Genomic DNA, 24,056 nt, shown 5'->3' on the forward strand with positions numbered 1-24,056 from the left:
GAACCGTTATTAAGGACAAATCCTTATCTGACTCGTCTGAGATTTGTCCTCAAGTTCCCTTATTGAGGACAAATCTCTTACTGGCTCATCTAAGTTTTGTCCCCAAGAGCCCTTATTAAGAACAAATCCCTTACTGGCTCATCTAAGTTTTGTCCCCAAGAGCCCTTATTAAGGACAAATCCCTTACTGGCTTATCTAAGTTTTGTCCCTAAGAGCCCTTATTGAGGACAAATCCCTTACTGGCTTATCTAAGTTTTGTCCTCAAGTGCCCTTATTGAGGACAAATCTCTTACTGGCTCATCTAAGTTTTGTCCCCAAGAGCCCTTATTGAGGACAAATCTCTTACTGGCTCATCTAGGTTTTGTCCTCAAGAGCACTCATTGAGGACAAATCTCTTGCGGTTTCATCAAGTTTTGTCCTTAAGAAACTTACTAGCACTGAAAACCCTTCGCGCACTGGCGAAGGGTTTTCTTAATAGGAAGGATTCATCAATGCACAGAGCCGGCACATATCAAGGATGATAATTTTCCGTGATTTCATTTCGATGATTCCTTCTTTTTTTAATTTCGAAAAAACCCGGCTTACACTTTCCCTCGTCGTTCCTACCACAGTTGCAAATTCTTGTATCGTCAAGGGGATTTCAATGTTCCACCTTGAGGCAGAGGTATTAAATTTATTTCCTAAGCGCTCTAACGTCTTTACTGTTTTCGCATAAACATCTAACAGCGCTACATCCCTTAAGGTTGACGTCATCTCGCGCAGCGAATCACTCATGTATTGGATCATTTGGACAGCTAGCTCTGGATATTCATGAAGCCCCTTCTCTAATTCCATTTTATCTAAAAAGAAAAGCTGGCCATCTTGGAGCATAGTAGCTGTCGCTGGGTACATCAAAGAGGTTTTAGAAAATAAACAAGCTTCTGCAAACACATCACCCTTTTGCTTCATACAAACAATGATCTCATTTCCGCTTTCATCTCGTTTCGTTAGCTTTACCGCGCCTGCATGAATAAAAAATACTCCCTTGGCCACTTCATCCTCACAAATCACCTGGGCTCCTTTTTTAACGGTTACCGTCTGAATACGATTAGCAATAAGCCGCAGGGATTTTGAAGATAAATCCTTAAAAATGACGATTTTTCGTAAGAAGTCCTCGATTTTCAGCTTTCTTACTCTTCCTAATGGCTGTTCTTCTAAAGCATGTAAGGGATTCATTCTCCCCCTCCTCTCTCTAATTTATGTTTCCTCCCATTCTATTAAAAAAAATCACAACTCGAAGTGATTATCTTCACAAAACGTTCAATTTTTAAAACACTTACATATCAATACCCTTCACAAAACGTTCAATTTTAAACGAGAAACAGTGAAGTTTATCACAAAATTACACTTAAAATCCGATTAGGATGAAGTTGTTGAATAGACAGAAGGAGGGGGAAGTATGAATAAGGTAATTATTAGCTTTGCGATTAGCTTAGTCATTGGTTTTGGTCTTGGATACGTGGTATTTGGTGTCATCATGGGCGATTCAGCTAAACAGCCTCAGGTCGCTCAAACAGAACCAACAGATGCAACTATCACAACAGAAAAGCAAGAAACAGAGGCAGTAAAGGAAACGGCTTCCGTAGATGAAGCAAATATACTCAACAGTAAAGGATGTCTAGGCTGTCACGCAGTGGATGCACTCGGTTTAGAAGGTGGAGCAACAGGACCTGATCTTTCAAAAGCCTTTACAGATGTTGAAGGAAAGCATGGAAAGCCGATTGAAGAATTCTTAAAAGAGCCAACATCAGCGGTTATGTCCGGCGTTATCGGCGGTAACCCATTAACAGATGAAGAACGCACGCAAGTGTTAGATATGTTAAAACAAGCTTCTGAAAAATAAAAAGGTGGTGTTATAGATGAAGAAATGGGTTCCAATTGCCTCTGGTTTACTAGCGGGTTTTGTCGCAGCAACCATTTCCTTTGCCGATTTTTCTACTAGTACAAACAATCAAGTTGCTTCATCCAGTACAAAAAGTGACGCAGAGAAAGTTTATGTTCCTTTCGGTGAAAAAGATGATTACTACTTATTCGCATCCGGTGGTCACTCTGGTCAAATGTTTATCTATGGTGTTCCTTCCATGCGTCATATCCGTACCGTACCGGTATTCTCACAAGACTCTGCAACAGGCTATGGATTTGACGAACATTCTAAAAAGATGATGGGCGGCTACACATGGGGAGACCTTCATCATCCTGCATTCTCTGAAACAAAAGGTGACTATGACGGTAAATATATGTTTGCTACAGATGTCGGAAACAGCCGTGCTGCAGCAATGGATTTAGAAACGTTTACCGTTAAAGACATCATTAATGTTCCAAACACAAGCGGCCCGCACTGTGCGGCGTTCGTTACGGAAAATACCGAGTACATGTTCCTACCAACACGTTTCGCGGTTCCCATCGGCTCTGAATACAAGCCTTTAGACGAATACAGCCAGCAGTACCGCGGTGTAATGTCAGCCGTAACGTTTGATCAAAACCAAGAAAAACTAAACATTGCCTACCAAGTTGCGCTTCCACCATGGTCTTATGATTTATCAGACGCTGGTAAGAAAAGCTCTGCAGATTGGGCCGTTATGACAACCTACAACACAGAAGAAGCGACTACGAATCTAGAAATTAACGCGTCACAGGCTGACCGTGACTTCATTGTTCTTTTTAACTGGAAAGAGCTTGAGAAAATGATCGCTGAAGGACAGTATGACGAAGTTACTGGTCAAAAAATGATCTTCCCTGAGAAGCATAAAGGCGGTATTTACCTTGTTCCTGTTGCGAAATCACCACATGGTGTCGACGTAACGCCTGATGGAAAACACTTTATTGCTTCAGGTAAACTAGCACCATCGATGACAGTTTTCTCTTTTGAGAAAGCATTTGAAGCTGTGAAAAACCAAGACTTCTCCGGCGAACGTAACGGTATTCCAATCTTAAAATATGAATCTGTCATGGAAAGAGAGGTTAACCCTGAAAACGCACTTGGACCGCTTCACACTCAATTTGATGATAAAGGAATGGCTTACACAACCATGTTCATTTCTTCGGAAATCGTGAAATGGGATCCAAAAACAGGAGAAACGTTAGACCGTGTTCCCGTTCAGTATTCACCGGGACACTCTGTAGCAGCCGAAGGTGACACGGTTTCACCTGATGGAAAATGGCTGATTGCCTTGAACAAAATTGCAAAAGACAGCTATTTATCCGTTGGACCTTCACATCCTGAGTCTATGCAGCTAATCGATATCAGCGGCAAAATGAAGGTCATTCAATCTTCACCTGTAAACCCAGAGCCGCACTACGCTCAAATCATTAAGGCAGATAAGATTAAAACGATTGAAGTTTATCCAAAGGATGAAAACAACAAGCTTGCGACCTACAAGCAAGAGGATGCGAAAATTGTCCGCAATGGAAATGAAGTTCATGTCTACGGTATCGCCATGCGGTCGAAGTTTATCTTTGACGCGAAAGCAAAACGTCCGGATGTGATTGAAGTCAATCAAGGAGATAAGGTGTTCATCCACTTAACGAATACAGATTTTGATGAGGATATTACCCACGGATTTGCCATCAACAGCTATAACTTAAACATGGAAGTTCAGCCTGGCCAAACGAATACGCTAGAATTTACTGCAGACAAAGCAGGTACATTCCCGCTTTACTGTACTAACTTCTGTTCAGCACTGCACCAAGAAATGACTGGCTACTTCCTTGTTAAACCTAAGAACTAGCAGAAAAGCGGAAACGCCTTGGTCAGGGGCGACAGGCATAAGACGAGCCGGCGGAAAGGTTGCTTTTTAACCTTTCTGACGGATTGGCTTATGACCCGAGCCCCTAGGCGTTGGAGCTAGACATTAAAAAAGATGGTAAGGGTATCAATTGATTCAATTGGTACCCTTCTCCGTTTAGAAAGGACTTGTTTTTCATGAAGGGAAAAAAACTATCCCTACTTTCATCGATACTGATTGCCCTTGCTGCAGTCTTAGTTGGACTTTCATTGATGTTTCCTTGGTGGCAAATGATCTTCTTTGCTCCGCAGTATCCAGAAGGGTTAAATATTATTGTTTATCCCAATAAGCTCGAAGGTCAGATTGATATCGTTAACGGGTTGAACCACTATATTGGAATGGAAAATTTCAGCGAAGAAAATTTCCCAGAATTAGCGTATCTATCACATTTAGTGATTGGTTTAGCAGTAATTACTCTATTGACAGCCATCCTGCGAAAGAAATCTGTCCTATATGGATTAATTGGTTTGTTTATCATTGGCGGCAGTCTTGGTGTTTGGGACCTATCACGTGCCCTTCGTAAATTTGGCACCAACTTAAGCCCAACGGCACCGATAAAAATTGACCCGTTTGTTCCGCCGCTTTTAGGGCATAACACAGTTGCAAACTTTGTCACTGAAAGTATCCTTGGGTACGGTTCGTATTTCCTGATTGCAGCCTTTATTTTATTACTGATTCCGTTATGGAAGGATCGAACAAGATGAAAAAACTACTGCTTTTTCTATTCATTTTCTCTATTACTTTTCTTATATTTCCCGAGAAAAATAGTGCTGCCGAAAACTTGCAGGCCATGATCGACAGCTTGGAAGAAGGAGCAGTATTACAACTTGAAAATAAAACATATGAGGGCAATATTGTTATCAATAAATCAATCACCTTAATTGGCACTATTAACACAGTGATAAAGGGAGATGGTACTGGAAACGTCATCTCTATTAAAGCTCCTAACGTGACAATTAAATGGCTTAGTGTCACAAATAGCAGCATGGACCGTAACTCTGCCGAGGAGTATGCAGGGATTAAGATTCATACTAACGGGAATGTCATTGAAAACGTTAAAATTACCGATTCCTTTCACGGGATCTATTTAAGTCAAGCACACGAAAATAAAATCTCCCATGTTGAGATCAAAGGCATGGGTAAAGGCGAGATTGCCGCACAGGGTAATGGGATTCATATATATTACTCCAATCAAAATCTTTTAACACATAACACCATCGAAGGTACGCGCGATGGCATGTTTTTCGACTATGGTAACAAGAATGAAAGCTATCAAAATAATATTAGTAACACCCGGTACGGTCTGCACTACATGTATTCAGATGAAAATCTTTTTAAGAAAAATACCTTTACGATGAATACGGGCGGCGCTGCGGTCATGAATTCCAACCATCTCGTATTGGAAGATAATCATTTTATCGTAAACTATGGAAACCAATCATTTGGATTACTGCTGCTGCAAGCCAATGATAATCAGATAAAAAATAATACGTTTTACATGAACCAAAGAGGAATGTACATCGACCAAGCTACAAGAAACAGTTTTGAAGGCAATAAAATCTCTCAAAATCAAATTGGAATTGAGCTTTGGGCGAGTTCTAATGAGCAAATATTTTCAAAAAATTTAATTACCGAAAATACTATTCCCGCTGTTACCATTGGTGGCGGTGATGAAAGCAATTTCTGGAGCCATAATGGCAAAGGAAATGACTGGGGAAGCTCGTTCCCGCTCACCGATTTAAACCAAGATGGCATTGGGGACTTTCCTATAACCTATCGATCTTCGTTATATCAATTACTTGAAGATCAAGAATTATCCTATTTATTTTTAAAAAGCCCTGCACTGCCTATCTATGAAAAAATGAATGCGGTATTGATGGACGAAAAGGTTATGTTTGATGACCCGCACCCGCTTACCGCCGCAAAAAGAAATAACCATCTCATACTAATAGCCGCTGTAACGCTGGCCGCAGTTTTGATTTTATTAAAAGGGAGACATTTACTATGCATTACATTTGGAAGGAATGGAAGGAAAACATAAGAGGAAAAGGCTTATGGCTCGCTTTAAGTATCATTGTTCTGATTTCAGTCAGTATCCTGTTTCGTTCCACGGCCCTTTCATTTGATAAAGGCTTTTATGTTCTCTTAATCAATTTGTTTGATACGATTATCTATTTTATCCCGATCCTTTGCTTGTTTATTGGTGCATTCTCAATCTTTCAAGAAAAGGAACAAAAGACTTTAATCATGCTGCTGACAAAAAAAGATCATTATACAAGCTTCTTGTTACGAAAAAGCTTAGGTCTCTACACGGTTGTACTTGTTCCCATCTTAGTCTGGTTCTTTCTCTATTTACTATTATTAAAGTTTAATTTCCAACTTGATATAAAGGCTTATTTCATCTTTATTTTGGCAATTGTAGCGATGTCACTTGTATTCCTGCAAATGGGTGCTGCCATCGGAAGCTTTAGCCGCTCCAGAATGCAGATCATCGGATATACGATTTTTGTCTGGTTTTACTTTTTCTTCTTACACGATTTTCTCTTACTCTCATTGCTGCCAGACGTTACCTATGAAAATGTAAAAGTATTTTCTGCCGGCTATTTTTTAAATCCATTACAGTCTGTAAGAATGTTCCTCGAAACAGGCATGGGTGTTTATTCTTTTGGTCATATGTCAAGGCTGCTCCAAGCCTTTATGTGGACGAAGCCAGTATTCTTTTTACTCGGAAATCTAGTATTTTGGATCATTACTTCTATCGCAGCAGGTATTATTTTTCACCGTAAGGAGGGCCTTGAATGATTACGGTATCGGGTCTAAATCAATCCTTCGGGAAAAAAATAATCCTGGAGAATATCAATATTGAGATAAATAAAAATGAAATTTGTGCACTTGTGGGACGTAATGGTGCAGGAAAGTCAACTTTTATCAACAGTCTTCTTGGTCTGCTTCCTGTGAAGCAGGGTTCGATTTCGATAAACGGTGTTCAAGTCACAAATAAAAATCATGAATGGAAAAAAGCAATTGCCTACTTGCCAGAAAAATTTCAGCTCTATCCAATGCTGACTGGTCTAGAGAATATTACCTTCTTTGCTGAAGCAGTTTCCAAGACAGTTGACCAGGAAAGAATGGAGAAAGTCCTTAAATCGGTAAGCTTGTGGGATGACCGCGATGTACAGGTGAAAAAATATTCAAAAGGCATGCTGCAGCGCCTTGGATTAGCCATCACCCTTTATCAGGATTCGAGTATTCTGATTCTCGATGAGCCTACAAGCGGGATTGACCCGATGGGACGAAAGGAAATATTAGAAGTGTTAAAGTCACTCCATGATAAAACCATCCTGCTCTCCTCTCATCATCTCGATGAAATTAAACAGGTTTGTACGCATGTGGCGTTCTTAAATAATGGAAAAATGGAGAAATATACGGTGGAGGAATTCTTACAAACACATAATCTTGGAGGGATAGAATCATGAAAAAAGCGATGAGGTTGACCGCACTGCTATTATTTGCTTTACTTACAGGCTGCAGTGCTGACCCTGAGTACAATATTGAAATCACAAAGCCAATCTACCAACAGCCAGATAAAGAAATGCCTTTTGAAATTCAAGTAAAGGAAAAGGATGAGCGTGCAACTGGGCTGGACGTATCAGCAGAATTTTCTATGGCCAATATGGACCATGGGATGACAAAAGTCGAACTAACAGAAGGGGAAGCTGGCACTTATTCTGGAAAGGTTGAACTCCCGATGCCAGGTAAATATGAAATACTGTTCAACTTGGGAAAAGATGGAGAAAAAACTGAAAAAGTCATTAGTTATGAAGTGAAAAAACCAGAGGGTGTTGCTTCAATTAACGGAGAATGGATTACCGATGAAGATGTAGACTTCTATAAGTTTATTAATAATCTTCAGCTTGCCATTAATCGTGAAACAGACCAGAAGCGATACACAGGGGAGCAATTGAAGGAAGCATTAGCATACTGGGAGTCACAAGAAAAGCTGGTTGAAGATCAAAATCAATTATTAACACAAATCATCCGCCTCCGCTCAATGGCAATGCTGGCAGAAGAAAAAGGCCATACCGCAACCGACGCGGAAATCGAAACAGAGATCAATAAGGTCCGTGCCCAATACGACCAGTTCGAATCTGCTAAAGCCATGATCACCGAATACGGCGAAGAGAAATTTTGGGAAACCGAAAAACAGCAATACCAACTCATTGTTCTCTCTCAAAAAGTACAAAAAGACATGATCGAAAAAGTAAAAAAAGAAAACCCAGAAATGAGCCAACAAGAAATCAACCTCCAAGCCCAAAAACAATACGAAGAACTCCTAGTATCACAGGTTAACTCTTTAAAAATAGAAATCCTATAATACATTAACTGCCATCGCCATTGCCAAATATACAAAAAACGCTGCATAAACAGCGATTTTTGTATATTTGGTGCCTGTCACCATTAATTCTTTAGTCTTCGGGTGTGTTGATGATTTTTAGGGTTTTGAAGCCGAGGTTGATTTTGTAGTTTAGGTTCCAGTTTGCGCCTTGGATTTCGATTTCGTTTTCTTGCAGGGTAAATCTGAGCATGACGTCATTGTCTTCGTCGATGATGACGTAGGAGTTTTTGTTCGTAAAGATTTGATACGTTGGATGGGCAATCAGTGTCCATCCATATTGTAATTTATTGCTTTTTGTCGTCATAATCACACCAGCCTTTACCCTTTTACTTCAGATTCGTCAGCAGCACTCGGTACAATTTGTCATCCTTTTCATCAGGGTTCCCTCTGCCGTCTGTATTGTTACTGACAAAATAGAGGTATTCACCCTCCACATACACATCCCGGATCCTGCCTAATCCTGTAATTACTGCACTTGTCGTATTCTTTTCTATGTCAAATTCTCGGATTGCATTTCCTCGTAATGTAGCTGCATATAACCGACCGTTGTGAGCGGCCATTCCTGATGGTGCCCACGTTTCATCGCCAGACTGAAACAAAGGCGTCTCCATTCCAGCTTTCTTTTCATTTCCTTGGATTACCGGCCAGCCATAATTTGCTCCTGGCTTTATTTCATTGACTTCATCGTGTGCAGATTGACCATGCTCACTCGCATATAACGTACCACCCAGCCACACCAGCCCCTGAGGATTACGATGCCCATAGCTGTATACATAGGAATTTCCAAAAGGATTATCCCCTGGAATACTTCCATCTAAGTTCATTCTTAGAATCTTCCCATTTAAGGACGTTTTATCCTGAGAGAGTTCCGGAGTAGTGGCATCACCAGTGGTAATGTACAGTTTACCATCCGGACCAATCTTCAAACGGCCCCCATGGTGGTAAGCTGCACTTGGAATCCTATCAAGAAGAATCCTTTCTTCCATCCATCGATTCCCTTCAAGCTGTAATACAACCACTCTGTTAAACTGTCCCTGCCCATTCCCATACGTATAATAGGCAAATGCCTTTTGATTCGCAGGAAACCCCGGATCAAGCACAAAGCCAAGCAGCCCTGCTTCCGCCGCTTTTGCGAGCGGTTTTTCCAACTCCACTTGCTGCCGTTCCATTTTTCCATTATCAATTTTCACGATACTTCCTGTTCGTTCACTCACATAAAAAGTCTCATTAACCTTATTAATCGACCATGGCACACTTAGTGTATCAGCAACTACTTCAATCTCTGGCTGCAGGACGATTGCTTCGTCCTCTTCGTGGTCCTTCGGCTGCAGATTTTCTTTTTCAAAAAGAGAACAACCTGATATCAATAGAATTATTGATAATAAAATGGAACACACTTTGACCATCCATCTCTTCCTTTCCTATAAAACTTCCAGTATTGCCTGTGCCACTCCATGTTCATCATTTGTAGCAGTAATCACATCACATAGCGTTTTTATTTCATAATCGGCATTCCCCATCGCAACCGCTCTGCCGACTCTTTCCAGCATGGAGATATCATTAAAACTATCACCCATTGCCATTGTTTCGGTGATGTCGATTCCTTTTGATTTCACGAACGTTTCTAAAGCAATTCCTTTTTGCGCATTGCAATGAGTGATTTCCAGATTGTTATGTCCTGAACTGGACACTGCCAACTCTGTTAATTCTTCTAGTGCGTTTTCTGCAGCTTCACGCCTGTCTGAATCCAGTGCAAACCCGAAAAGCTTATAGATTTGGTGTGTTTCATCATTGAATAAAACATCATAACTTTCAACCTGATGGACTAAACCATGACGAGTGCGTTCTTCTGCTCGTTTAACCACATCTTCTGGTTTCACATCAGGATTGGCACTCACTACAATGTCAACTATAATTGCGACGGCTTTATTAGGATCTAGGGAGTATGTACCTTTGTTTGTATATACTTCGAAATAGATATCCTTTTCCATTAGCTTTTCCGCAGCTTTTTTGGCTACGTGCTTTTCAATTGGTGTAGCAGATAAAATTTCTCCTTCTTTTGAGCGAACTTCTGCACCGTTTACACAAATGGCAGGGCACTGTAAATCTGCTTCATCCAGGACAAACCGCACCTCTTGATAAGACCTCCCAGTTGCTATAACTACTTCAATTCCCTGAGACTGGGCTTTTAAAATCGCTTCTTTATTTTCCTGGCTAACTTGCTGGTATGAATTTAATAAGGTACCATCCATATCTGACGCAATACACTTAATCATGCTGTTCACCTATTTCTATTTTTTGTTACTGCCATCTTATCAGATATTCACATGCATTTTCACCAATTTGCTCATGAAACATACTTACTTCCTTCTCTTACACTTAAAGGAGCAAGCTTGTTTCCTTCAATAAATGCCTTAACCGATATAGGGTTTGTTTTCGAGTATTCTCTTAACGCCCAGCCAATCGCTTTTTGAATGAAGAATTCTTTACTATCCGCATTCTTTACAATGTAATCATAAAGAAGTGATTCATTGGTTTGCTGTTTATATTTTAATTGTAAAAGAATAGCACTTCTCCGCAGCCAAAAGTTATCATTGACTGACCAACCATCAATTGTCTCTTCGATTACTTCAGGATACTTCCTAGCAAGCTCTCCAACTAGAGGGGCAATGGAATCAACACTATCCCACCAGGATTTTGTCGTAATTAACTTTTCGAGAAAGGGAATTACTTCCTTAGGCAGTTTTTTAATGAATTTCCCTATATATGTAATAGCTGTATAGTGATACTCTCTTTCATCCTTTTCCCAAAGACCTGTCACGAAATCCTTGTCAAATGGCTCTTTCAAAATCCCTGTCTCTTTGAAGAATTGCTTCTCAAGCTCTTTACGGAGCGGCGACTTAATTCCTAAAAAAGGGAAGTGATCCTTCATATACTTTTTCATCGGACCCGCATTTTCTTCATTCCTGTTTTCCTCAAATAATGCCGCTAGTATCTCTATTTCATTACTCAACCTGAACACCCCTTTATAAAATTGGGATATTATTACATATTTACGTTATTAACTGTCATAAATTAGACTATTTTTCTTCATATCATCTATATAACTTCTCTATATTCTTTAGCTATCATGATACATTGGAGGAAAAAAACAATGGTTAAGCGAAAAATAGTAGCATCTCTAGGGATTATAACAGCCGTTCTCTCTGCTCTCTTAATTAGCGGTTGTGCCCAAAAAGAGGCAGCTGCAACAAAGGAAAAGACAGTAACACCTAAAACCGAAGAACTGAGCATGGATGAAAAACTCGCCGGAGGGAAACTAGGCAGTGAAAGTCTAGCATATGTTGGCGGCGGCTCTAGCAATAAAATTTGGGTAATTGATGCAAAATACCATAAAATGCTGACTGCTATTGATATTGAAGGACCTAAGAATGAAAGAACGCAACAAATGTATCCTAACCTGCACGATACCCATGCCGTTACATTTACAAAAGACTTTAAAACGATGTTTACTGTAGATTGGTTTGAATATGATGACACTTCAAACGCGATTGCACTTGATCCTGTTACATTTAAAGAATTATGGAGAGTTCCAGTGGGTAAGGGCGGCCATCACTCTGCACTGTCTCCTGATGATAAATACCTTTATGTAGCAAACCAGTACGGCGGTACTGTGTCAGTCGTAGATGTCCATTCGCATACGAAAATAGCAGACATATCTACTGGAGAAGGTACAGACTATATTTCTCCATCCATGTACTGGGATGGAAACGCCATTGACTCTCCTTATCTATTTATCAGTATTGACAAAGAAGATAAGGTAGCAGTACTAGATTGGAAAAACAACAAAATTGTTAAGGAAATTCCAGTTGGCGGCAGCCTGCACGGAGTCAACCTTACACCAGACGGTAAATCAGTTTGGGTAGCAGTTGGCGGTAAAAAGGAAGTTGTCGTTATTGACGCTGCCACTCTCGAAATCACAAAACAAATTTCATTTGAAGGCGGTCCTATTCACATATCCCTCAGCCCAGATAGTAAATTTGCTTACGTAACCACTGGAGGCAACAAGATTTACAAGCTCGATACGAAAACCTATGAAAAACTGTGGGAATCAACTGGAACAACGATCCCTGCTCACACTGGGATAAGCCCAGACGGCAAGGAACTCTGGACATTAAATCATGGAATGGATAAACGTTATCCGTATAAACTTGGCGGCGAGGCAGTTTCTGGCGTTCAAATTTGGGATACTGAAACAGGAGAATTAATTACCGAAATTCCTGCAGAAGGTGTACCACATGAAATTCAATTTGTTCCTTATTCAGCGCTAGTTGATGAAGTACCTTTAAGCAGTGAAGAAGTCCACTCACAAGGAACCCATTCTGTAGCTGAGGCAGGAGAATTTGTCTATAAAAAAAGCTGTGCTTCCTGTCATGGTGATCAGCTAGAAGGCAAAGCTGGTCCTACTTTAAAAACAATCGGCAGTCAGCTATCTAAAAAAGGAATCCTAACACGTATTCAAGATGGTAAAGGCATGATGCCTGGTAAGTTAGTTGACGAGACAGATGCAAAAATTCTAGCTACTTGGTTATCCGAAAAAAAATAAACCATCAAAAAGCATTCTCCTTAAAAAGAGGGTGCTTTTACAGTATTCGGTACTTCTTTTCTAACTCCTCTTTAGGTGCATAAACAATTGGGCAAATGCCAAACTATAGTGTACCAATTGAAGGAAGGAGAAGATATCATGACAAAAAAAGTTAATAAGGGCAGTAAAAATCAAAATTCGCCTCAAGCTGGACATGCTGAAGCTGAATTCGCGAGTGAGTTTGTCAGCGGAGATAACAGCAAGGGAAATAAGCGAAACAAAAGTCAGCAAAGCAAAACCAATCCTCATGAATAAAAGAGAGTCGGCTAACCATGTAGGGAAGCCGACTCTCTTTGGGTCTATTGAGGGGTAGAAATGGCTGCAGGAGAGGTACGTATGTCTTTATTACTATCATTATTGAATTGATTCTGTAACTCTATATTGGCTCTTTCAGTTTCTGATTTTGATTGTATAGGCTCCTGCACCTCCCCATCTTCCAACTCTTTATTGATTTCAAGATTGGCTTCTACAATGTTTTTTACTGAATTCGGGTCATTTTTCACGATAAATAGCTCCTTCGACAGAAAAATTATTGGACATTACAGTTATCCTCCCCAACCCAGCACATAAGTATCACGTAAAAAACTGCCCCTATTCAGACAGTTCTTATACATGCTTTTTTCTCTTTTTGATTACTGAGGACTTACAATTGTGTCGTTTTCTAATTGTCTAATTTCCTCTGAAATCCTTGCCTGTATATGTTCGACAACAGCAAAATCCATTGCTGGAACATAAATCGCTTCGAGTTGATCGTGAAGTTCTTTCGCTCTTGCTAAATAAGAGATAGCTTCCTGCATTTTATTCTTATAGCTTTCGGCGATTGGTTTAATTTTATCTTCGTAAATTTCATCCGTTCCAGGAGTAATCAACAGCTCATACATATCAATGATTTCATCGCCGGCACGGCTCGGGAAATACTCGTGTGGAGCTGTACTGTCAAAAATAGCTATACCAAGCTCTCTATAGATCACCATATCCAAACTGTTAGGGTCAAATCCACAGTGATAAACCTCTGTATCAATGCCTCTTGCTTCTGCCGCTGCCGCGAGCTTTTTCAGCATCGTTGATTTCCCGGAACCGGGACGACCTTTAATAAAATAACGTTTTTCAATATCCTCCGTTAAATTCGGAACAAAATCAACCGCTCCTTTAGGTGTTGCAGCCCCTAAGAACCGATGGCGGATATCTGCCTGTTTATTTATCTTCAGCTTTCCAAAAAAAGACTGGATTAACTTGTTGGTCAGCTGATCTGCTTTTTCAAAATCCATGTTTTCAATATAAATTTTCTCCCAATCATCATGGATATCTAAAGCCTGTTTAAAGGTTGAATAAGCTAAATTAAAGGACGCACTGATTTGTTTAGTTAAACGTTGAATATTCGTTTTCTCACCAGCGAGCGCTTTTGCGTCCCATGCTTCCCCTAGATTAATATACTGTTCCACAGCACCTGGAGCTTTGGGTTCAATTACATGCGGAGCGGTTCCATCCACGATTCCCACCTTTAAGGCACGTATGATTACTCCATCAATAGAACTATTATCTGACGAGCAATGCAAGAACTCAATATCATACCCTTTTTCGAGCCACTCATTACCGATGTTTTTCATTAAAGAGGATTTCCCTGTTCCAGGTCCACCTTTAAGAATGTAGAGCCGTTCTAGCCCTTGGAGGTTTGAATCATAAAGGTTATGAAATCCCCTAGCTGTATTGCCGCCTGCATAATAATTTTTTATCTTTCCTGCCACTTCTGAACACTCCCTTTTACGTGACATAGCAAAGTTTCATATGTCTAGCTGTAACGCCTAGGAAAAATTGAACTTCATTTTTCCCTAGGAAAAAAGCAGTTCACTTTTTCCCTGATCAAGGCGCTTCCGCTTTTCATTTCAACATATCTTATGCAATATCCGTTTATAGGTGAATGCCTATTAATTATTTTCTGACATCAACTGTTTCAGCCTTAGTCAGATTTATTAACAATTTTGGATCGATTACGATTTGGACGCCTATTTTCCCCGCACTGACCACCATATAGTCAAGCTCTAAACAACTTTCATCGATAAATGTCTTATATTCCTTTTTCATCCCAATGGGCGAGCAGCCGCCGCGAATATATCCGGTCCATTTCAAAATATCCTTAACAGGAATCATTTCCACATTTTTTTCTCCTGCTGCCTTTCCTGCCTTTTTTAAATCTAATTCAGCTTCTACTGGTATCACATATACATAAATATTTTTACTTGCCCCTTGGGCGACCAATGTCTTATATACTTCACGCGGATCCCTGCCTATCTTCGCCGCAACAGAAACACCATCAATTTTTCCATCCTGATTATCATATGTAAGCACTTCATAGGCGATCTTCTTTGCATCTAGAATCCGAATAGCGTTTGTTTTCACCTTAGCCAATTTTTCTCATCCTTTATTTTTACAATCATTATAACAATTATCACGTACAAAAATAAAAAAAGTAATGAATCCCTCGATTCATTACCTAGTTTAATAATCTATGAGCATCTAAATGATCGAATTCTTCTTAAATCAGTTCCATAATATACCCAGCGGTATCCTCTCCAACGATATCCGGCAATTGAATCTCTTCCAACATATGTTGGATAATACCAGAAACTGCTCCCATTGCTGAGCCAAACATAGGTATAGCGGTAAAGACAGCCTCTGATTGCTCCAGGGTCTACAGCGTATAAAGAGGGTGATTCTTGTGGCGTGTAAGATGGTGGTGGTGAGGATGGTGCCCCGCCTTGCTGTTGTCCTCCTCCGAATGGTGGAAAACCTTGTTGCCCTCCTCCAAACGGTGGAAAACCTTGCTGTCCGCCACCAAATGGCGGGGGCTGGAATCCTGGCTGTTGCCCTCCCCCAAAACGAGCTGTCTGTTGGTTTGGTTCTGATACAGGATACATTCCGTACTGATTGGGATAACCATAATAATTCAAGACATATTCCTCCCTTTATGTGTTTTCCCAATAAAGTATGCTCAAATTGTCTATTTGGGTTTAATTTTTTTCCACGGAATCTCCAAATTGTTGTCACCCGTTTGTCACTCTATTAATCCATCGTTATAGTAAAATAAAGGTAGTTAGAAAATAATTACAGTAGTGGATTCTGGCAATAATTTTTATCTGGTTTATCATTTTGCCACGTTTAGATCAAAGATAATATGTGAAATCATTCACAATAAAAATATAAACTTTATAAATATGAAAAGGGTGGCTTATATGAAGTACGATTTAGTCCTTTTACACGCACCAAGTGTTTATGACTTTCGAAAAAATTCCCTGCTTGCAGGTCCAATCAGCGATGTAGTGCCGTCATCACCAGTGTTTGAAATGTATCCAATTGGATTAACCAGTATTGCTGACTATTTAGAACGGTTCGGTCTTCGCGTAAAAATTATCAACATCGCGAATCGCATGCTGATGAGTGAAAAATTTGATGTTGAGAAAAAACTAAAAAAAATCAATACACGTGCCTTCGGAATAGACCTTCATTGGCTACCGCATGCACATGGCAGTATTGAATTAGCTAAAATTGTTAAAAAGCTCCATCCAGATAAACCGATGATTTTTGGGGGCTTATCAGCCACCTATTATCATAAAGAGTTAATTAAATATCCTTTTATTGATTTCGTTATGCGTGGTGACTCAACAGAAAAGCTTATGCTTCTGCTGATGAATAAATTGGAGCTTGGAAATATGCACTATGCTGACATTCCAAATCTAACTTGGAAAAAAGGCAGTGAGATTGGTTATAACCCCATCACTTATGTACCAAAGGATTTGGATGATATCGATGTGCCAGGCTATCGTTACACTGTCCGATCTGTCTTTAAATATCGTAACTTCCTTGACCAACTGCCATACAACGGCTGGCTGCAATATCCTAATACCGCACTACTGACTGCAAGAGGCTGTTCGCAAAACTGTCTTATCTGCGGTGGTTCGAAGGACGCCTACGATCAAAACTGTGGAAGAAGTTCTCTAGCCTTAAGGTCGCCAGAAAAGCTTGCCTGCGATATTCAATTTATTTCACGCTTCAGCCGCGCGCCTATCTTTATCCTGCATGACCTGCGTCAAGGCGGACGTGAATATGTAAAAGAATTCTTTAGCCGTCTTAAACAACTTAATCTTAAAAATGAAATCGTGTTCGAATTATTCCAATACGCAGGTGAAGAATTCTTTCAAATGATGAATGAAAGCTGTCCAAAATACAGTATTGAAATTACGCTAGAAACGCATGATGAAAAAATCAGAAGGTATAATGGTAAGTTTAATTGTACCAATCCTAAGGTAATTGAAACACTTAATTTCGCCTTAAAGCATGGTGCCAAGAAAATCGACTTATTCTTCATGACAGGGATTCCGAGCCAGACCTACCAAAGTGCGCTTGAAAACATTGATTTCTGTGAAGAAATTCATCTTGCATGCAATCAAGATCCTAGACTTTTCTACTTTGTCGCACCGCTTGCACCGTTCCTTGATCCTGCAAGCCCAGCTTTTGAAAATCCAGAACTTCACGGCTTTAAAAAATTCTGTCATACTCTTGAGGACCACCGCAAGGCGATTACCCAGCCGTCTTGGAAGCATATGCTAAGCTATGAAACAACACAAATGACACGTGATGATATCGTAAACTCAACCTATGATTCTGCACAAAAACTGAACGATTTTAAATTAAAGTATGGTCTAATCGATAAAGCCAGCTACGAAGAAATTAAAGGCAAGATTGAAAAGTCACAAGCTTATATTGAAAAAATAGATTATGTTCTTTCTCTGCCTGAGGCAGAACAGCAAGTAGAATTAGCAAAAATCCAAAAGGAAATCGAAGAATTAAATAAATATAGTATTTGTGGTAAGAACGAGTTAAAGTGGGAGGTACAAAAAAATTACGCAAACTTTTTCTCTCTTGCATTAGTTGGTTTAGAGCAGCTATATGAAGAGTATGTGATTAAAGTCAAACATGCCCTCCAGCCAAAGCTTCGCCATCAATTTAAGCTAGAAACACAACAACAAAAAGTAAAAATGTAATAGTCCAAGAAAAAAGACATGTGAAAAAGTCACATGTCTTTTAATGTCCACCAAGGTAGGCCATTCTTATCTGGTCGCTCTGATTTAATTCATCGGAAGAGCCTGAAAGAACGATTTTTCCTGTCTCTATAACATAGGCGCGGTCTGCAATCGATAATGCCATGTTCGCATTCTGCTCTACCAATAGGATGGTAGTACCAGACTTATTAATCTCTTCAATGATTCGAAAAATGGTTTTTACTAAAAGGGGAGCCAGACCCATAGAAGGCTCGTCTAATAGCAAAAGCTTCGGACGTGCCATCAACGCTCTGCCCATTGCAAGCATTTGCTGCTCACCGCCTGATAGTGTACCAGACAGCTGCTTACGCCGCTCCAGCAGACGCGGGAACAGGTTATAGACCTTATCAAAGTCCTCTTTAATGCCTTGCTTATCTTTTCGTAAATATGCCCCTAATTCGAGGTTTTCCTCTACTGACATATTAGCAAATACACGGCGCCCTTCAGGAACATGTGAAAGCCCCTGTTTCACAATCGCCTGTGCTACCTTGCCGGAAATCGGTTGACCCTCAAACAAAATGTTTCCGTTCTTTGGCTTTAGTAATCCAGAAATCGTTTTTAAGAGCGTACTTTTCCCTGCTCCATTCGCTCCAATCAAGGTCACGATTTCCCCTTCGTTAATATCGAGAGAAACGCCCTTTAAGGCATGGATATTGCCATAATATACATTGATATCTTCAATTTTCAGCATTACGAAACCTCCTCCCCAAGATACGCCTCGATGACTTTTGGATTATTTCTGATTTGCTCAGGAGTTCCTTCCGCAATTAGTTGACCATGGTCAAGTACATAGATTCGCTCACATACACCCATGACGAGAAGCATATCATGCTCAATTAAAAGAATCGTTAAATCAAACCTTTTACGAATTAAGGCAATTAAATTCATTAATTCTTCTGTTTCCTGTGGATTCATACCTGCTGCAGGTTCATCAAGCAGCAATAATTTCGGATTCGCTGCCAGCGCCCTGGCAATCTCTAGACGGCGCTGCTGGCCGTATGGCAGGTTTTTCGCCGTTTCATGCATAACATTATCTAGGTTAAAGATTTTCAAAAACTCTACTGCTTTTTCCTCCATATACTTTTCCTCTGAAAAGTGCTTAGGGAGGCGGAAGATCGAACTCATAATCGAATGCTTAGCAAGGGAGTGATAGGCTACCTTTACATTATCGAGCACCGACAATTCATTAAACAAACGAATATTTTGAAAGGTTCTGCTGATTCCCTTTTTAGTAATTTTATAGGGTGCTAATCCATTTAATTTGTCTCCATCCAACTCAATACTGCCTTCAGTTGGTACATAGACACCTGTTAACAAGTTGAAGAATGTGGTTTTACCGGCACCATTCGGTCCAATCAAACCAACTAACTCACCTTGCTTTAATTCGAGGTTCACGTCTGAAACAGCCTTTAATCCGCCAAAACGGATGCCTGCATTATTTACTTTAAGCAACGGTGTTTTTACTGCCATCGTTGACTCCCCCTTTTGCAGACTTTCCAAACTTAAAGAATGAAGTTAATTCTCTTGTTCCCATAATTCCTTGTGGACGGTAAAGCATCATAATGATTAACACTAGGCTATAAATAATCATCCGTAATTCAGGATAGCTTTGCAAGAAGGTAGAAACAATTGTTAAAAGGATTGCAGCCAATACTGCACCAGACATGCTTCCTAATCCACCTAGAACAACGAAGATTAAGATATCAAAAGATTTTAAGAAACCGAAGTTTGTCGGCTGGATAATGAAAAAGTTGTGTGCATATAAAGCACCCGCGACACCCGCGAAGAAGGCTCCAATGGCAAATGCAACTACCTTATAGTAAGTTGTATTGATCCCCATGGCGTCAGCCGCAATTTCATTTTCTCTAACAGAGATACAAGCTCGTCCATGAGTTGAATTCGTAAAGTTCCTGATGACAAGAAGTGTTAAAAGGATACTCCCGAAAAGCCATGGCCAAGTAGTGAGCTGCGTAACGGTCATCCCGCTTGCTCCACCGACATATTCAATATTTAAAAAGACAATCCGGACAATTTCCCCAAACCCAAGTGTGGCAATTGCTAGATAATCTCCTTTTAGCCGAAGTGTTGGAATACCAATAATTAAGCCCGCAATTGCAGCGGCGACTCCTCCCGCCACTAATCCAAGCACGAAAGGCAGCTCTAATTTCATCGTAATAATGGCTGAGGCATAAGCGCCTACAGCAAGAAAGCCTGCATGTCCAATTGAAAACTGTCCGGTAATTCCAATAATCAGATGTAAGCTCGCAGCAAGAATAATGTTAATACCAATAAAATAAAGTGTGTTTACATAAAAGAAATTAATTATTTCTCCGGTAATTAAAAATTGCATGGCAATACCAAAAACAACGGCTAATACGATTGATGACCAAAAACCTTTCGCACCTTTAAGCATATTCATCGCTATAGCCCCCTTACACTTTTTCCCGTACATTTTTACCGAATAAACCGGCTGGACGGAAAATCAAAATTAAGATTAGTACGACAAACGCTACGCCATCTCGCCATAATGAGAAGCCAGCAGCACTTACTAGTGATTCAATGACACCCAACAACAAACCGCCAACCATTGCACCCGGAATAATTCCAATTCCGCCGAGTACGGCCGCAACGAAGGCTTTAAGGCCTGGAATAATCCCCATCAATGGTTCAATTTTTGTATAGTACATACCAAAAGCAACACCCGCCGCACCGGCTAACGCAGATCCAATCGCAAAAGTTGCAGAAATGGTATTGTTAACATTGATACCCATTAATCTCGCAGCATCCATATCATAGGAAACTGCACGCATGGCTTTTCCAATTTTGGTTTTATGAACAATAAATTGCAATAAGACCATCAATACGACAGAGGTACCTAAAATCATCAATGACTGACTACTAACCTTTACACCCAGGAAGTCAATGCTTGTTGCCGGGATAAGGTCGCCTGGATATGCCTCTGGCTGTGCGCCTCGTACATAAATTACTCCATATTCAATTAACAGTGATACTCCAATTGCCGTAATAAGTGCAGCAATCCTAGTTGCATTACGCAAAGGTTTGTAAGCAATCCTTTCAATTAAAACTCCCAGGATGGCACAGGTTACCATTGAGATCAGCAAGGATGGGAAAAATCCTAAATCTAATATCGTAATAGAATAAAAACCGATAAATGCTCCGACCATGAATACGTCCCCATGGGCAAAGTTTATTAATTTAACAATTCCATAAACCATCGTATAACCAAGGGCAATCAACGCATATATACTGCCCAAAGACACCCCGTTAACAAGCTGTTGTAAAAATTCCATGTCTTGACCCTCCTAAAATTAGGAAACTATTTTCAAAAAGGGAATAGGGAGACACTCATTCTCCCTATTCTTTTTCTCTATAAAATTACGGATTAACTTTCGTATTAAATTCTTGTTTGCCCTCTTTGTACTCAAGGATAACTGCCGCTTTAACCTGATCATGGTTCTCGTTAACTTTTAAATTACCAGATACAACTGCAAGTCCATCTGTTTCTTCAAGAGCTTTACGGATTTTCTCAGGATCGCCGCTGCCAGCACGCTTAATCGCATCTGCAAGGAAGTAGGCAGTATCATAACCTAATGCAGCAAAAGCATCTGGAGATTTATCTTTATATTTTCCTTGGAATGCTTTTACAAAGTCTTGTACTTTTGGGTCAGAGTCTCCAGAAGAATAGTGGTTTGTGATGTATGTGTTGTTTAACGAACCAGCACCTGCGATATCTACTAGAGTAGGAGAATCCCAGCCGTCGCCTCCCATGATTGGTACATTAATGCCTAAAGCACGTGCTTGCTTGATGATTAAACCAACTTCTTCATAAAACCCTGGAAGGAAAACAAACTCTGGATTCTTAGCTTTAATATTTGTTAAGATCGCATTGAAATCAGTATCCTTTGCTACATATGCTTCTTCAGCAACCACTTTCCCACCGCTTGATTCAAACGATTTTTGGAAAGAAGAAGCTAGTCCTTTTGAATAGTCACTAGAACTGTCAATGATGATAGCAGCGTTTTTAACTTTAAGGTCCTTGGAAGCAAAGTTAGCTGCTACCGTACCTTGGAATGGGTCGATGAAGCAAGTACGGAATACAAAGTCATTCAGAACCCCATCCTTGAACGTAATCGTTGAATTTGTACCAGTTGGTGTTATCAATGGAGTTTTGTTTTTCTGTGCAATTTCCACTTGTGCTAATGTATTTGTACTTGTAGCTGCACCAATAATAGCTGAAACCTTATCTTGGCTGATCAGCTTAATGGCGCCGTTTGTTGCTTCAGCTGCGTCTGATTTATTATCGAATGTTACAAGCTCTAGCTTCTTACCATCAATACCTTCTTTGTTGATTTCTTCAATGGCCAATTTCAAACCTTCTTCAATGGACTGACCATAAGAAGCTACCCCGCCTGAAAGTTCAAGGTTGGCACCGATTTTGATGGTTTCCCCATCCTTTTCACCGCTTGTACTTGATGAGTTACAGCCTGCTAATACGCCTGCAGCCATCATGAACGACATAAAAATACCTGCTAACTTTTTCTTCCTCACTGTCTATACCCCCTATTTTTAATAGTCCCCTTTTAACCGTTGTGTTTATCTCCGAGATGTTTAAAAAAAGATAATATTCTGAAAACATTGTACAAAATAATTTCCTGTACGTCTAGTAGAAACTGCATTATTTTAATATAATTCTGAAAAATTAGTATAATGTTGAATTCCTACTATAATCATAAGGTTAAACTATTGTGTTCAAAGGCTTTTCCGCATTAAAGGGCTAAAATCATGCTGTGTTAAAAAATAAAAGAGAGAGTCTTCAATAGAAATCTCTCTCACCTAATCATTATACTAATACTTTATTTTTTGTTTCTTTTCCTAAGAAGATTACAGCCAATGCAGCGATGAAAACGGATATACAAAAGATAGTAAAGATGGTGGAGATGGATGTATTTTGCGCCACTAGATAACCAACTAATAACGGTCCAAGCACTCCTCCTAATCGACCAAAGGCTGCGGCCGATCCTGAGCCCGTCCCGCGGATAATCGTTGGATATTGTTCAGGAGTATAGGCATATAATCCGCCCCATGCTCCAAGATTAAAGAACGATAAAAGTATTCCTGATGTGATTAATAGTGCCGTTGACTCTGCATTTCCAAAAAGAAAAGCACTGATGGCTGTCCCAATTAAATAAACAGCTAGTACAAATTTTCGGCCGAATCTTTCAATACACCATGCAGCTGTAAAATAACCAGGTAATTGAGCAAGCGTCATGATCAATACATATCCAAAGCTTTTTATGAGACTAAACCCTTTTAACACCATTACACTCGGGAGCCATAAAAACATGCCATAATAAGAAAAGACGACACAGAACCAAACAATCCAGAGCATAGTAGTCCGGCGGCGGTACTCATTGGTCCAAAGATTCGCGATGCTTTGGAATGCAGAAATCTTCTCTTTATCCTTAATTGCTTCAAATCTAGGAGAGTCAGGTAAACCAATCCTTAAATATAAGGCATACAGTGCAGGTGTCGCACTAATTAACAGGGCCGTTTGCCAGCCGAATTTTGGAATAATAAAATAGGAAATCACGGCTGCAATCAGCCAACCGGCTGCCCAAAAGCTTTCCAGTAACACAACGATTCTCCCTCGTTTTTCTGCCGGAACGCTTTCCGATACCAGTGTCGAGGCTACAGGAAGCTCACCGCCTAGCCCCATTCCAATAAAAAATCTTAATATAAGAAAAATAGTAATTGATGTGGCAAAAGCAGAAATCCCACTTGCAATGGAGAATAATAATAAGGTTATAATAAAAACATTTTTTCGGCCAATTCGGTCTGCCATTAAGCCAAAAAGTAATGCCCCAACCGCCATTCCAATCGATTGAATACTGCCAATCCAGCCCATTTGTTTGGCCGTTAAATCCCACTCCACACTTAATGCTGCAATAATGAAAGAAAGCATTCCCACATCCATTGCGTCAAACATCCAGCCCGTTCCAGAAACCCAGAGCAATCTCCGGTTAGAAATTTCTTTTTTCATAACCTGCCCCCTTATAGATACCATTAGTGACATT

At 40.0% G+C, this 24,056-nt stretch carries 25 protein-coding genes; 10 read left to right on the top strand and 15 right to left on the bottom strand.

Annotation, left to right across the window (positions count from 1 at the left end; translation table 11 throughout):
- Window positions 1-471: 471 nt before the first annotated feature.
- The gene (locus F4694_RS13825) at window positions 472-1,215 is read right to left on the bottom strand and encodes a Crp/Fnr family transcriptional regulator (protein ID WP_179598809.1); all 744 of its coding nucleotides are present in this window, start codon (window positions 1,213-1,215) and stop codon (window positions 472-474) included.
- A 223-nt stretch (window positions 1,216-1,438) separates the two neighbouring features.
- Between F4694_RS13825 and F4694_RS13830 the strand changes: the two genes are divergently transcribed.
- The 7 genes from F4694_RS13830 (at window position 1,439) to F4694_RS13860 (ending at window position 8,199) form a co-directional block, all read left to right on the top strand.
- Window positions 1,439-1,882, top strand: a complete 444-nt coding sequence (locus F4694_RS13830) for a cytochrome C (protein ID WP_179598811.1) — start codon at window positions 1,439-1,441, stop codon at window positions 1,880-1,882.
- Between the two features lie 16 nt (window positions 1,883-1,898).
- Window positions 1,899-3,767 (top strand): Sec-dependent nitrous-oxide reductase, encoded by a 1,869-nt coding sequence (nosZ, locus tag F4694_RS13835; protein WP_179598813.1) that lies wholly within the window; start codon window positions 1,899-1,901, stop codon window positions 3,765-3,767.
- Window positions 3,768-3,961: 194 nt separating this feature from the next.
- Window positions 3,962-4,528 carry a hypothetical protein gene (locus tag F4694_RS13840; protein WP_179598815.1) on the top strand — a complete coding sequence of 189 codons (567 nt, stop codon included), beginning with the start codon at window positions 3,962-3,964 and terminating at the stop codon, window positions 4,526-4,528.
- Window positions 4,525-5,865, top strand: a complete 1,341-nt coding sequence (nosD, locus tag F4694_RS13845) for a nitrous oxide reductase family maturation protein NosD (protein ID WP_179598817.1) — start codon at window positions 4,525-4,527, stop codon at window positions 5,863-5,865. Before F4694_RS13840 ends, nosD begins: the two co-directional genes overlap by 4 nt.
- Window positions 5,829-6,626 carry an ABC transporter permease gene (locus tag F4694_RS13850; protein ID WP_179598819.1) on the top strand — a complete coding sequence of 266 codons (798 nt, stop codon included), beginning with the start codon at window positions 5,829-5,831 and terminating at the stop codon, window positions 6,624-6,626. Before nosD ends, F4694_RS13850 begins: the two co-directional genes overlap by 37 nt.
- Complete coding sequence (locus F4694_RS13855) at window positions 6,623-7,300, top strand: ABC transporter ATP-binding protein (protein WP_179598821.1); 678 nt, start codon at window positions 6,623-6,625, stop codon at window positions 7,298-7,300. Before F4694_RS13850 ends, F4694_RS13855 begins: the two co-directional genes overlap by 4 nt.
- Entirely contained in the window at window positions 7,297-8,199 is a 903-nt protein-coding gene (locus F4694_RS13860) for a FixH family protein (protein WP_179598823.1), read from the top strand. Before F4694_RS13855 ends, F4694_RS13860 begins: the two co-directional genes overlap by 4 nt.
- A 91-nt stretch (window positions 8,200-8,290) precedes the next feature.
- Here F4694_RS13860 and F4694_RS13865 read toward each other — a convergent pair whose 3' ends face one another.
- From F4694_RS13865 to F4694_RS13880, 4 genes are all read right to left on the bottom strand, one after another.
- Window positions 8,291-8,524, bottom strand: coding sequence for a hypothetical protein (locus F4694_RS13865; protein WP_179598825.1), 234 nt, complete (start codon window positions 8,522-8,524; stop codon window positions 8,291-8,293).
- Between the two features lie 22 nt (window positions 8,525-8,546).
- A complete protein-coding gene (locus F4694_RS13870; RefSeq protein ID WP_179598827.1) occupies window positions 8,547-9,626 on the bottom strand; it encodes a PQQ-dependent sugar dehydrogenase in 1,080 nt (359 codons plus the stop codon).
- 15 nt (window positions 9,627-9,641) lie between these two features.
- On the bottom strand, window positions 9,642-10,496 hold the full coding sequence (locus tag F4694_RS13875) for an HAD family hydrolase (RefSeq protein WP_179598829.1): 855 nt from the start codon (window positions 10,494-10,496) through the stop codon (window positions 9,642-9,644).
- Between the two features lie 71 nt (window positions 10,497-10,567).
- Window positions 10,568-11,233 (bottom strand): DNA alkylation repair protein, encoded by a 666-nt coding sequence (locus tag F4694_RS13880; RefSeq protein ID WP_179598831.1) that lies wholly within the window; start codon window positions 11,231-11,233, stop codon window positions 10,568-10,570.
- Window positions 11,234-11,374: 141 nt separating this feature from the next.
- Here F4694_RS13880 and F4694_RS13885 point away from each other — a divergent pair, with 141 nt between their 5' ends.
- Window positions 11,375-12,826 (top strand): c-type cytochrome, encoded by a 1,452-nt coding sequence (locus F4694_RS13885; RefSeq protein WP_179598833.1) that lies wholly within the window; start codon window positions 11,375-11,377, stop codon window positions 12,824-12,826.
- A gap of 138 nt (window positions 12,827-12,964) precedes the next feature.
- A complete protein-coding gene (locus F4694_RS13890; RefSeq protein ID WP_165979134.1) occupies window positions 12,965-13,120 on the top strand; it encodes a hypothetical protein in 156 nt (51 codons plus the stop codon).
- A 44-nt stretch (window positions 13,121-13,164) separates the two neighbouring features.
- Here F4694_RS13890 and F4694_RS13895 read toward each other — a convergent pair whose 3' ends face one another.
- The 4 genes from F4694_RS13895 to F4694_RS13910 all read right to left on the bottom strand — a co-directional run bounded on the left by F4694_RS13895 (window position 13,165) and on the right by F4694_RS13910 (window position 15,780).
- Window positions 13,165-13,368 (bottom strand): hypothetical protein, encoded by a 204-nt coding sequence (locus F4694_RS13895; protein WP_179598835.1) that lies wholly within the window; start codon window positions 13,366-13,368, stop codon window positions 13,165-13,167.
- A gap of 129 nt (window positions 13,369-13,497) precedes the next feature.
- Window positions 13,498-14,610, bottom strand: a complete 1,113-nt coding sequence (locus F4694_RS13900; RefSeq protein ID WP_179598837.1) for a PRK06851 family protein — start codon at window positions 14,608-14,610, stop codon at window positions 13,498-13,500.
- Between the two features lie 184 nt (window positions 14,611-14,794).
- Complete coding sequence (gene ybaK, locus F4694_RS13905) at window positions 14,795-15,271, bottom strand: Cys-tRNA(Pro) deacylase (protein WP_179598839.1); 477 nt, start codon at window positions 15,269-15,271, stop codon at window positions 14,795-14,797.
- Window positions 15,272-15,369: 98 nt separating this feature from the next.
- Window positions 15,370-15,780: a hypothetical protein gene (locus F4694_RS13910; protein ID WP_179599066.1), complete on the bottom strand. Its 411-nt coding sequence runs from the start codon at window positions 15,778-15,780 to the stop codon at window positions 15,370-15,372.
- Window positions 15,781-16,095: 315 nt separating this feature from the next.
- Between F4694_RS13910 and F4694_RS13915 the strand changes: the two genes are divergently transcribed.
- Window positions 16,096-17,904 carry a TIGR04190 family B12-binding domain/radical SAM domain protein gene (locus F4694_RS13915; protein ID WP_179598841.1) on the top strand — a complete coding sequence of 603 codons (1,809 nt, stop codon included), beginning with the start codon at window positions 16,096-16,098 and terminating at the stop codon, window positions 17,902-17,904.
- Window positions 17,905-17,944: 40 nt separating this feature from the next.
- Here the strand turns inward: F4694_RS13915 and F4694_RS13920 are convergent, their stop codons facing one another.
- The 6 genes from F4694_RS13920 to F4694_RS13945 form a co-directional block, all read right to left on the bottom strand.
- On the bottom strand, window positions 17,945-18,652 hold the full coding sequence (locus F4694_RS13920) for an ABC transporter ATP-binding protein (RefSeq protein WP_179598843.1): 708 nt from the start codon (window positions 18,650-18,652) through the stop codon (window positions 17,945-17,947).
- Complete coding sequence (locus F4694_RS13925; RefSeq protein ID WP_179598845.1) at window positions 18,652-19,431, bottom strand: ABC transporter ATP-binding protein; 780 nt, start codon at window positions 19,429-19,431, stop codon at window positions 18,652-18,654. Before F4694_RS13925 ends, F4694_RS13920 begins: the two co-directional genes overlap by 1 nt.
- Window positions 19,406-20,380, bottom strand: a complete 975-nt coding sequence (locus F4694_RS13930; RefSeq protein WP_179598847.1) for a branched-chain amino acid ABC transporter permease — start codon at window positions 20,378-20,380, stop codon at window positions 19,406-19,408. The genes F4694_RS13925 and F4694_RS13930 overlap by 26 nt, the downstream gene beginning before the upstream one ends.
- A gap of 13 nt (window positions 20,381-20,393) precedes the next feature.
- On the bottom strand, window positions 20,394-21,272 hold the full coding sequence (locus F4694_RS13935; protein ID WP_179598849.1) for a branched-chain amino acid ABC transporter permease: 879 nt from the start codon (window positions 21,270-21,272) through the stop codon (window positions 20,394-20,396).
- Window positions 21,273-21,357: 85 nt separating this feature from the next.
- The gene (locus tag F4694_RS13940) at window positions 21,358-22,530 is read right to left on the bottom strand and encodes an ABC transporter substrate-binding protein (RefSeq protein WP_179598851.1); all 1,173 of its coding nucleotides are present in this window, start codon (window positions 22,528-22,530) and stop codon (window positions 21,358-21,360) included.
- A gap of 292 nt (window positions 22,531-22,822) precedes the next feature.
- Window positions 22,823-24,022 (bottom strand): MFS transporter, encoded by a 1,200-nt coding sequence (locus F4694_RS13945; protein WP_179598853.1) that lies wholly within the window; start codon window positions 24,020-24,022, stop codon window positions 22,823-22,825.
- Window positions 24,023-24,056 lie beyond the last annotated feature (34 nt).

The sequence above is a fragment of the Neobacillus driksii genome, assembly GCF_013409995.1.
Taxonomy (GTDB): domain Bacteria; phylum Bacillota; class Bacilli; order Bacillales; family Cytobacillaceae; genus Neobacillus; species Neobacillus driksii.

Coding starts and splice junctions, on each gene's coding strand:
- F4694_RS13825 (WP_179598809.1), bottom strand. CDS start 1,215: ATGAATCCCTTACATGCTTTAGAAGAACAGCCATTAGGAAGAGTAAGA.
- F4694_RS13830 (WP_179598811.1), top strand. CDS start 1,439: ATGAATAAGGTAATTATTAGCTTTGCGATTAGCTTAGTCATTGGTTTT.
- nosZ (WP_179598813.1), top strand. CDS start 1,899: ATGAAGAAATGGGTTCCAATTGCCTCTGGTTTACTAGCGGGTTTTGTC.
- F4694_RS13840 (WP_179598815.1), top strand. CDS start 3,962: ATGAAGGGAAAAAAACTATCCCTACTTTCATCGATACTGATTGCCCTT.
- nosD (WP_179598817.1), top strand. CDS start 4,525: ATGAAAAAACTACTGCTTTTTCTATTCATTTTCTCTATTACTTTTCTT.
- F4694_RS13850 (WP_179598819.1), top strand. CDS start 5,829: ATGCATTACATTTGGAAGGAATGGAAGGAAAACATAAGAGGAAAAGGC.
- F4694_RS13855 (WP_179598821.1), top strand. CDS start 6,623: ATGATTACGGTATCGGGTCTAAATCAATCCTTCGGGAAAAAAATAATC.
- F4694_RS13860 (WP_179598823.1), top strand. CDS start 7,297: ATGAAAAAAGCGATGAGGTTGACCGCACTGCTATTATTTGCTTTACTT.
- F4694_RS13865 (WP_179598825.1), bottom strand. CDS start 8,524: ATGACGACAAAAAGCAATAAATTACAATATGGATGGACACTGATTGCC.
- F4694_RS13870 (WP_179598827.1), bottom strand. CDS start 9,626: ATGGTCAAAGTGTGTTCCATTTTATTATCAATAATTCTATTGATATCA.
- F4694_RS13875 (WP_179598829.1), bottom strand. CDS start 10,496: ATGATTAAGTGTATTGCGTCAGATATGGATGGTACCTTATTAAATTCA.
- F4694_RS13885 (WP_179598833.1), top strand. CDS start 11,375: ATGGTTAAGCGAAAAATAGTAGCATCTCTAGGGATTATAACAGCCGTT.
- F4694_RS13890 (WP_165979134.1), top strand. CDS start 12,965: ATGACAAAAAAAGTTAATAAGGGCAGTAAAAATCAAAATTCGCCTCAA.
- F4694_RS13910 (WP_179599066.1), bottom strand. CDS start 15,780: ATGTATCCTGTATCAGAACCAAACCAACAGACAGCTCGTTTTGGGGGA.
- F4694_RS13915 (WP_179598841.1), top strand. CDS start 16,096: ATGAAGTACGATTTAGTCCTTTTACACGCACCAAGTGTTTATGACTTT.
- F4694_RS13920 (WP_179598843.1), bottom strand. CDS start 18,652: ATGCTGAAAATTGAAGATATCAATGTATATTATGGCAATATCCATGCC.
- F4694_RS13925 (WP_179598845.1), bottom strand. CDS start 19,431: ATGGCAGTAAAAACACCGTTGCTTAAAGTAAATAATGCAGGCATCCGT.
- F4694_RS13930 (WP_179598847.1), bottom strand. CDS start 20,380: ATGAATATGCTTAAAGGTGCGAAAGGTTTTTGGTCATCAATCGTATTA.
- F4694_RS13935 (WP_179598849.1), bottom strand. CDS start 21,272: ATGGAATTTTTACAACAGCTTGTTAACGGGGTGTCTTTGGGCAGTATA.
- F4694_RS13945 (WP_179598853.1), bottom strand. CDS start 24,022: ATGAAAAAAGAAATTTCTAACCGGAGATTGCTCTGGGTTTCTGGAACG.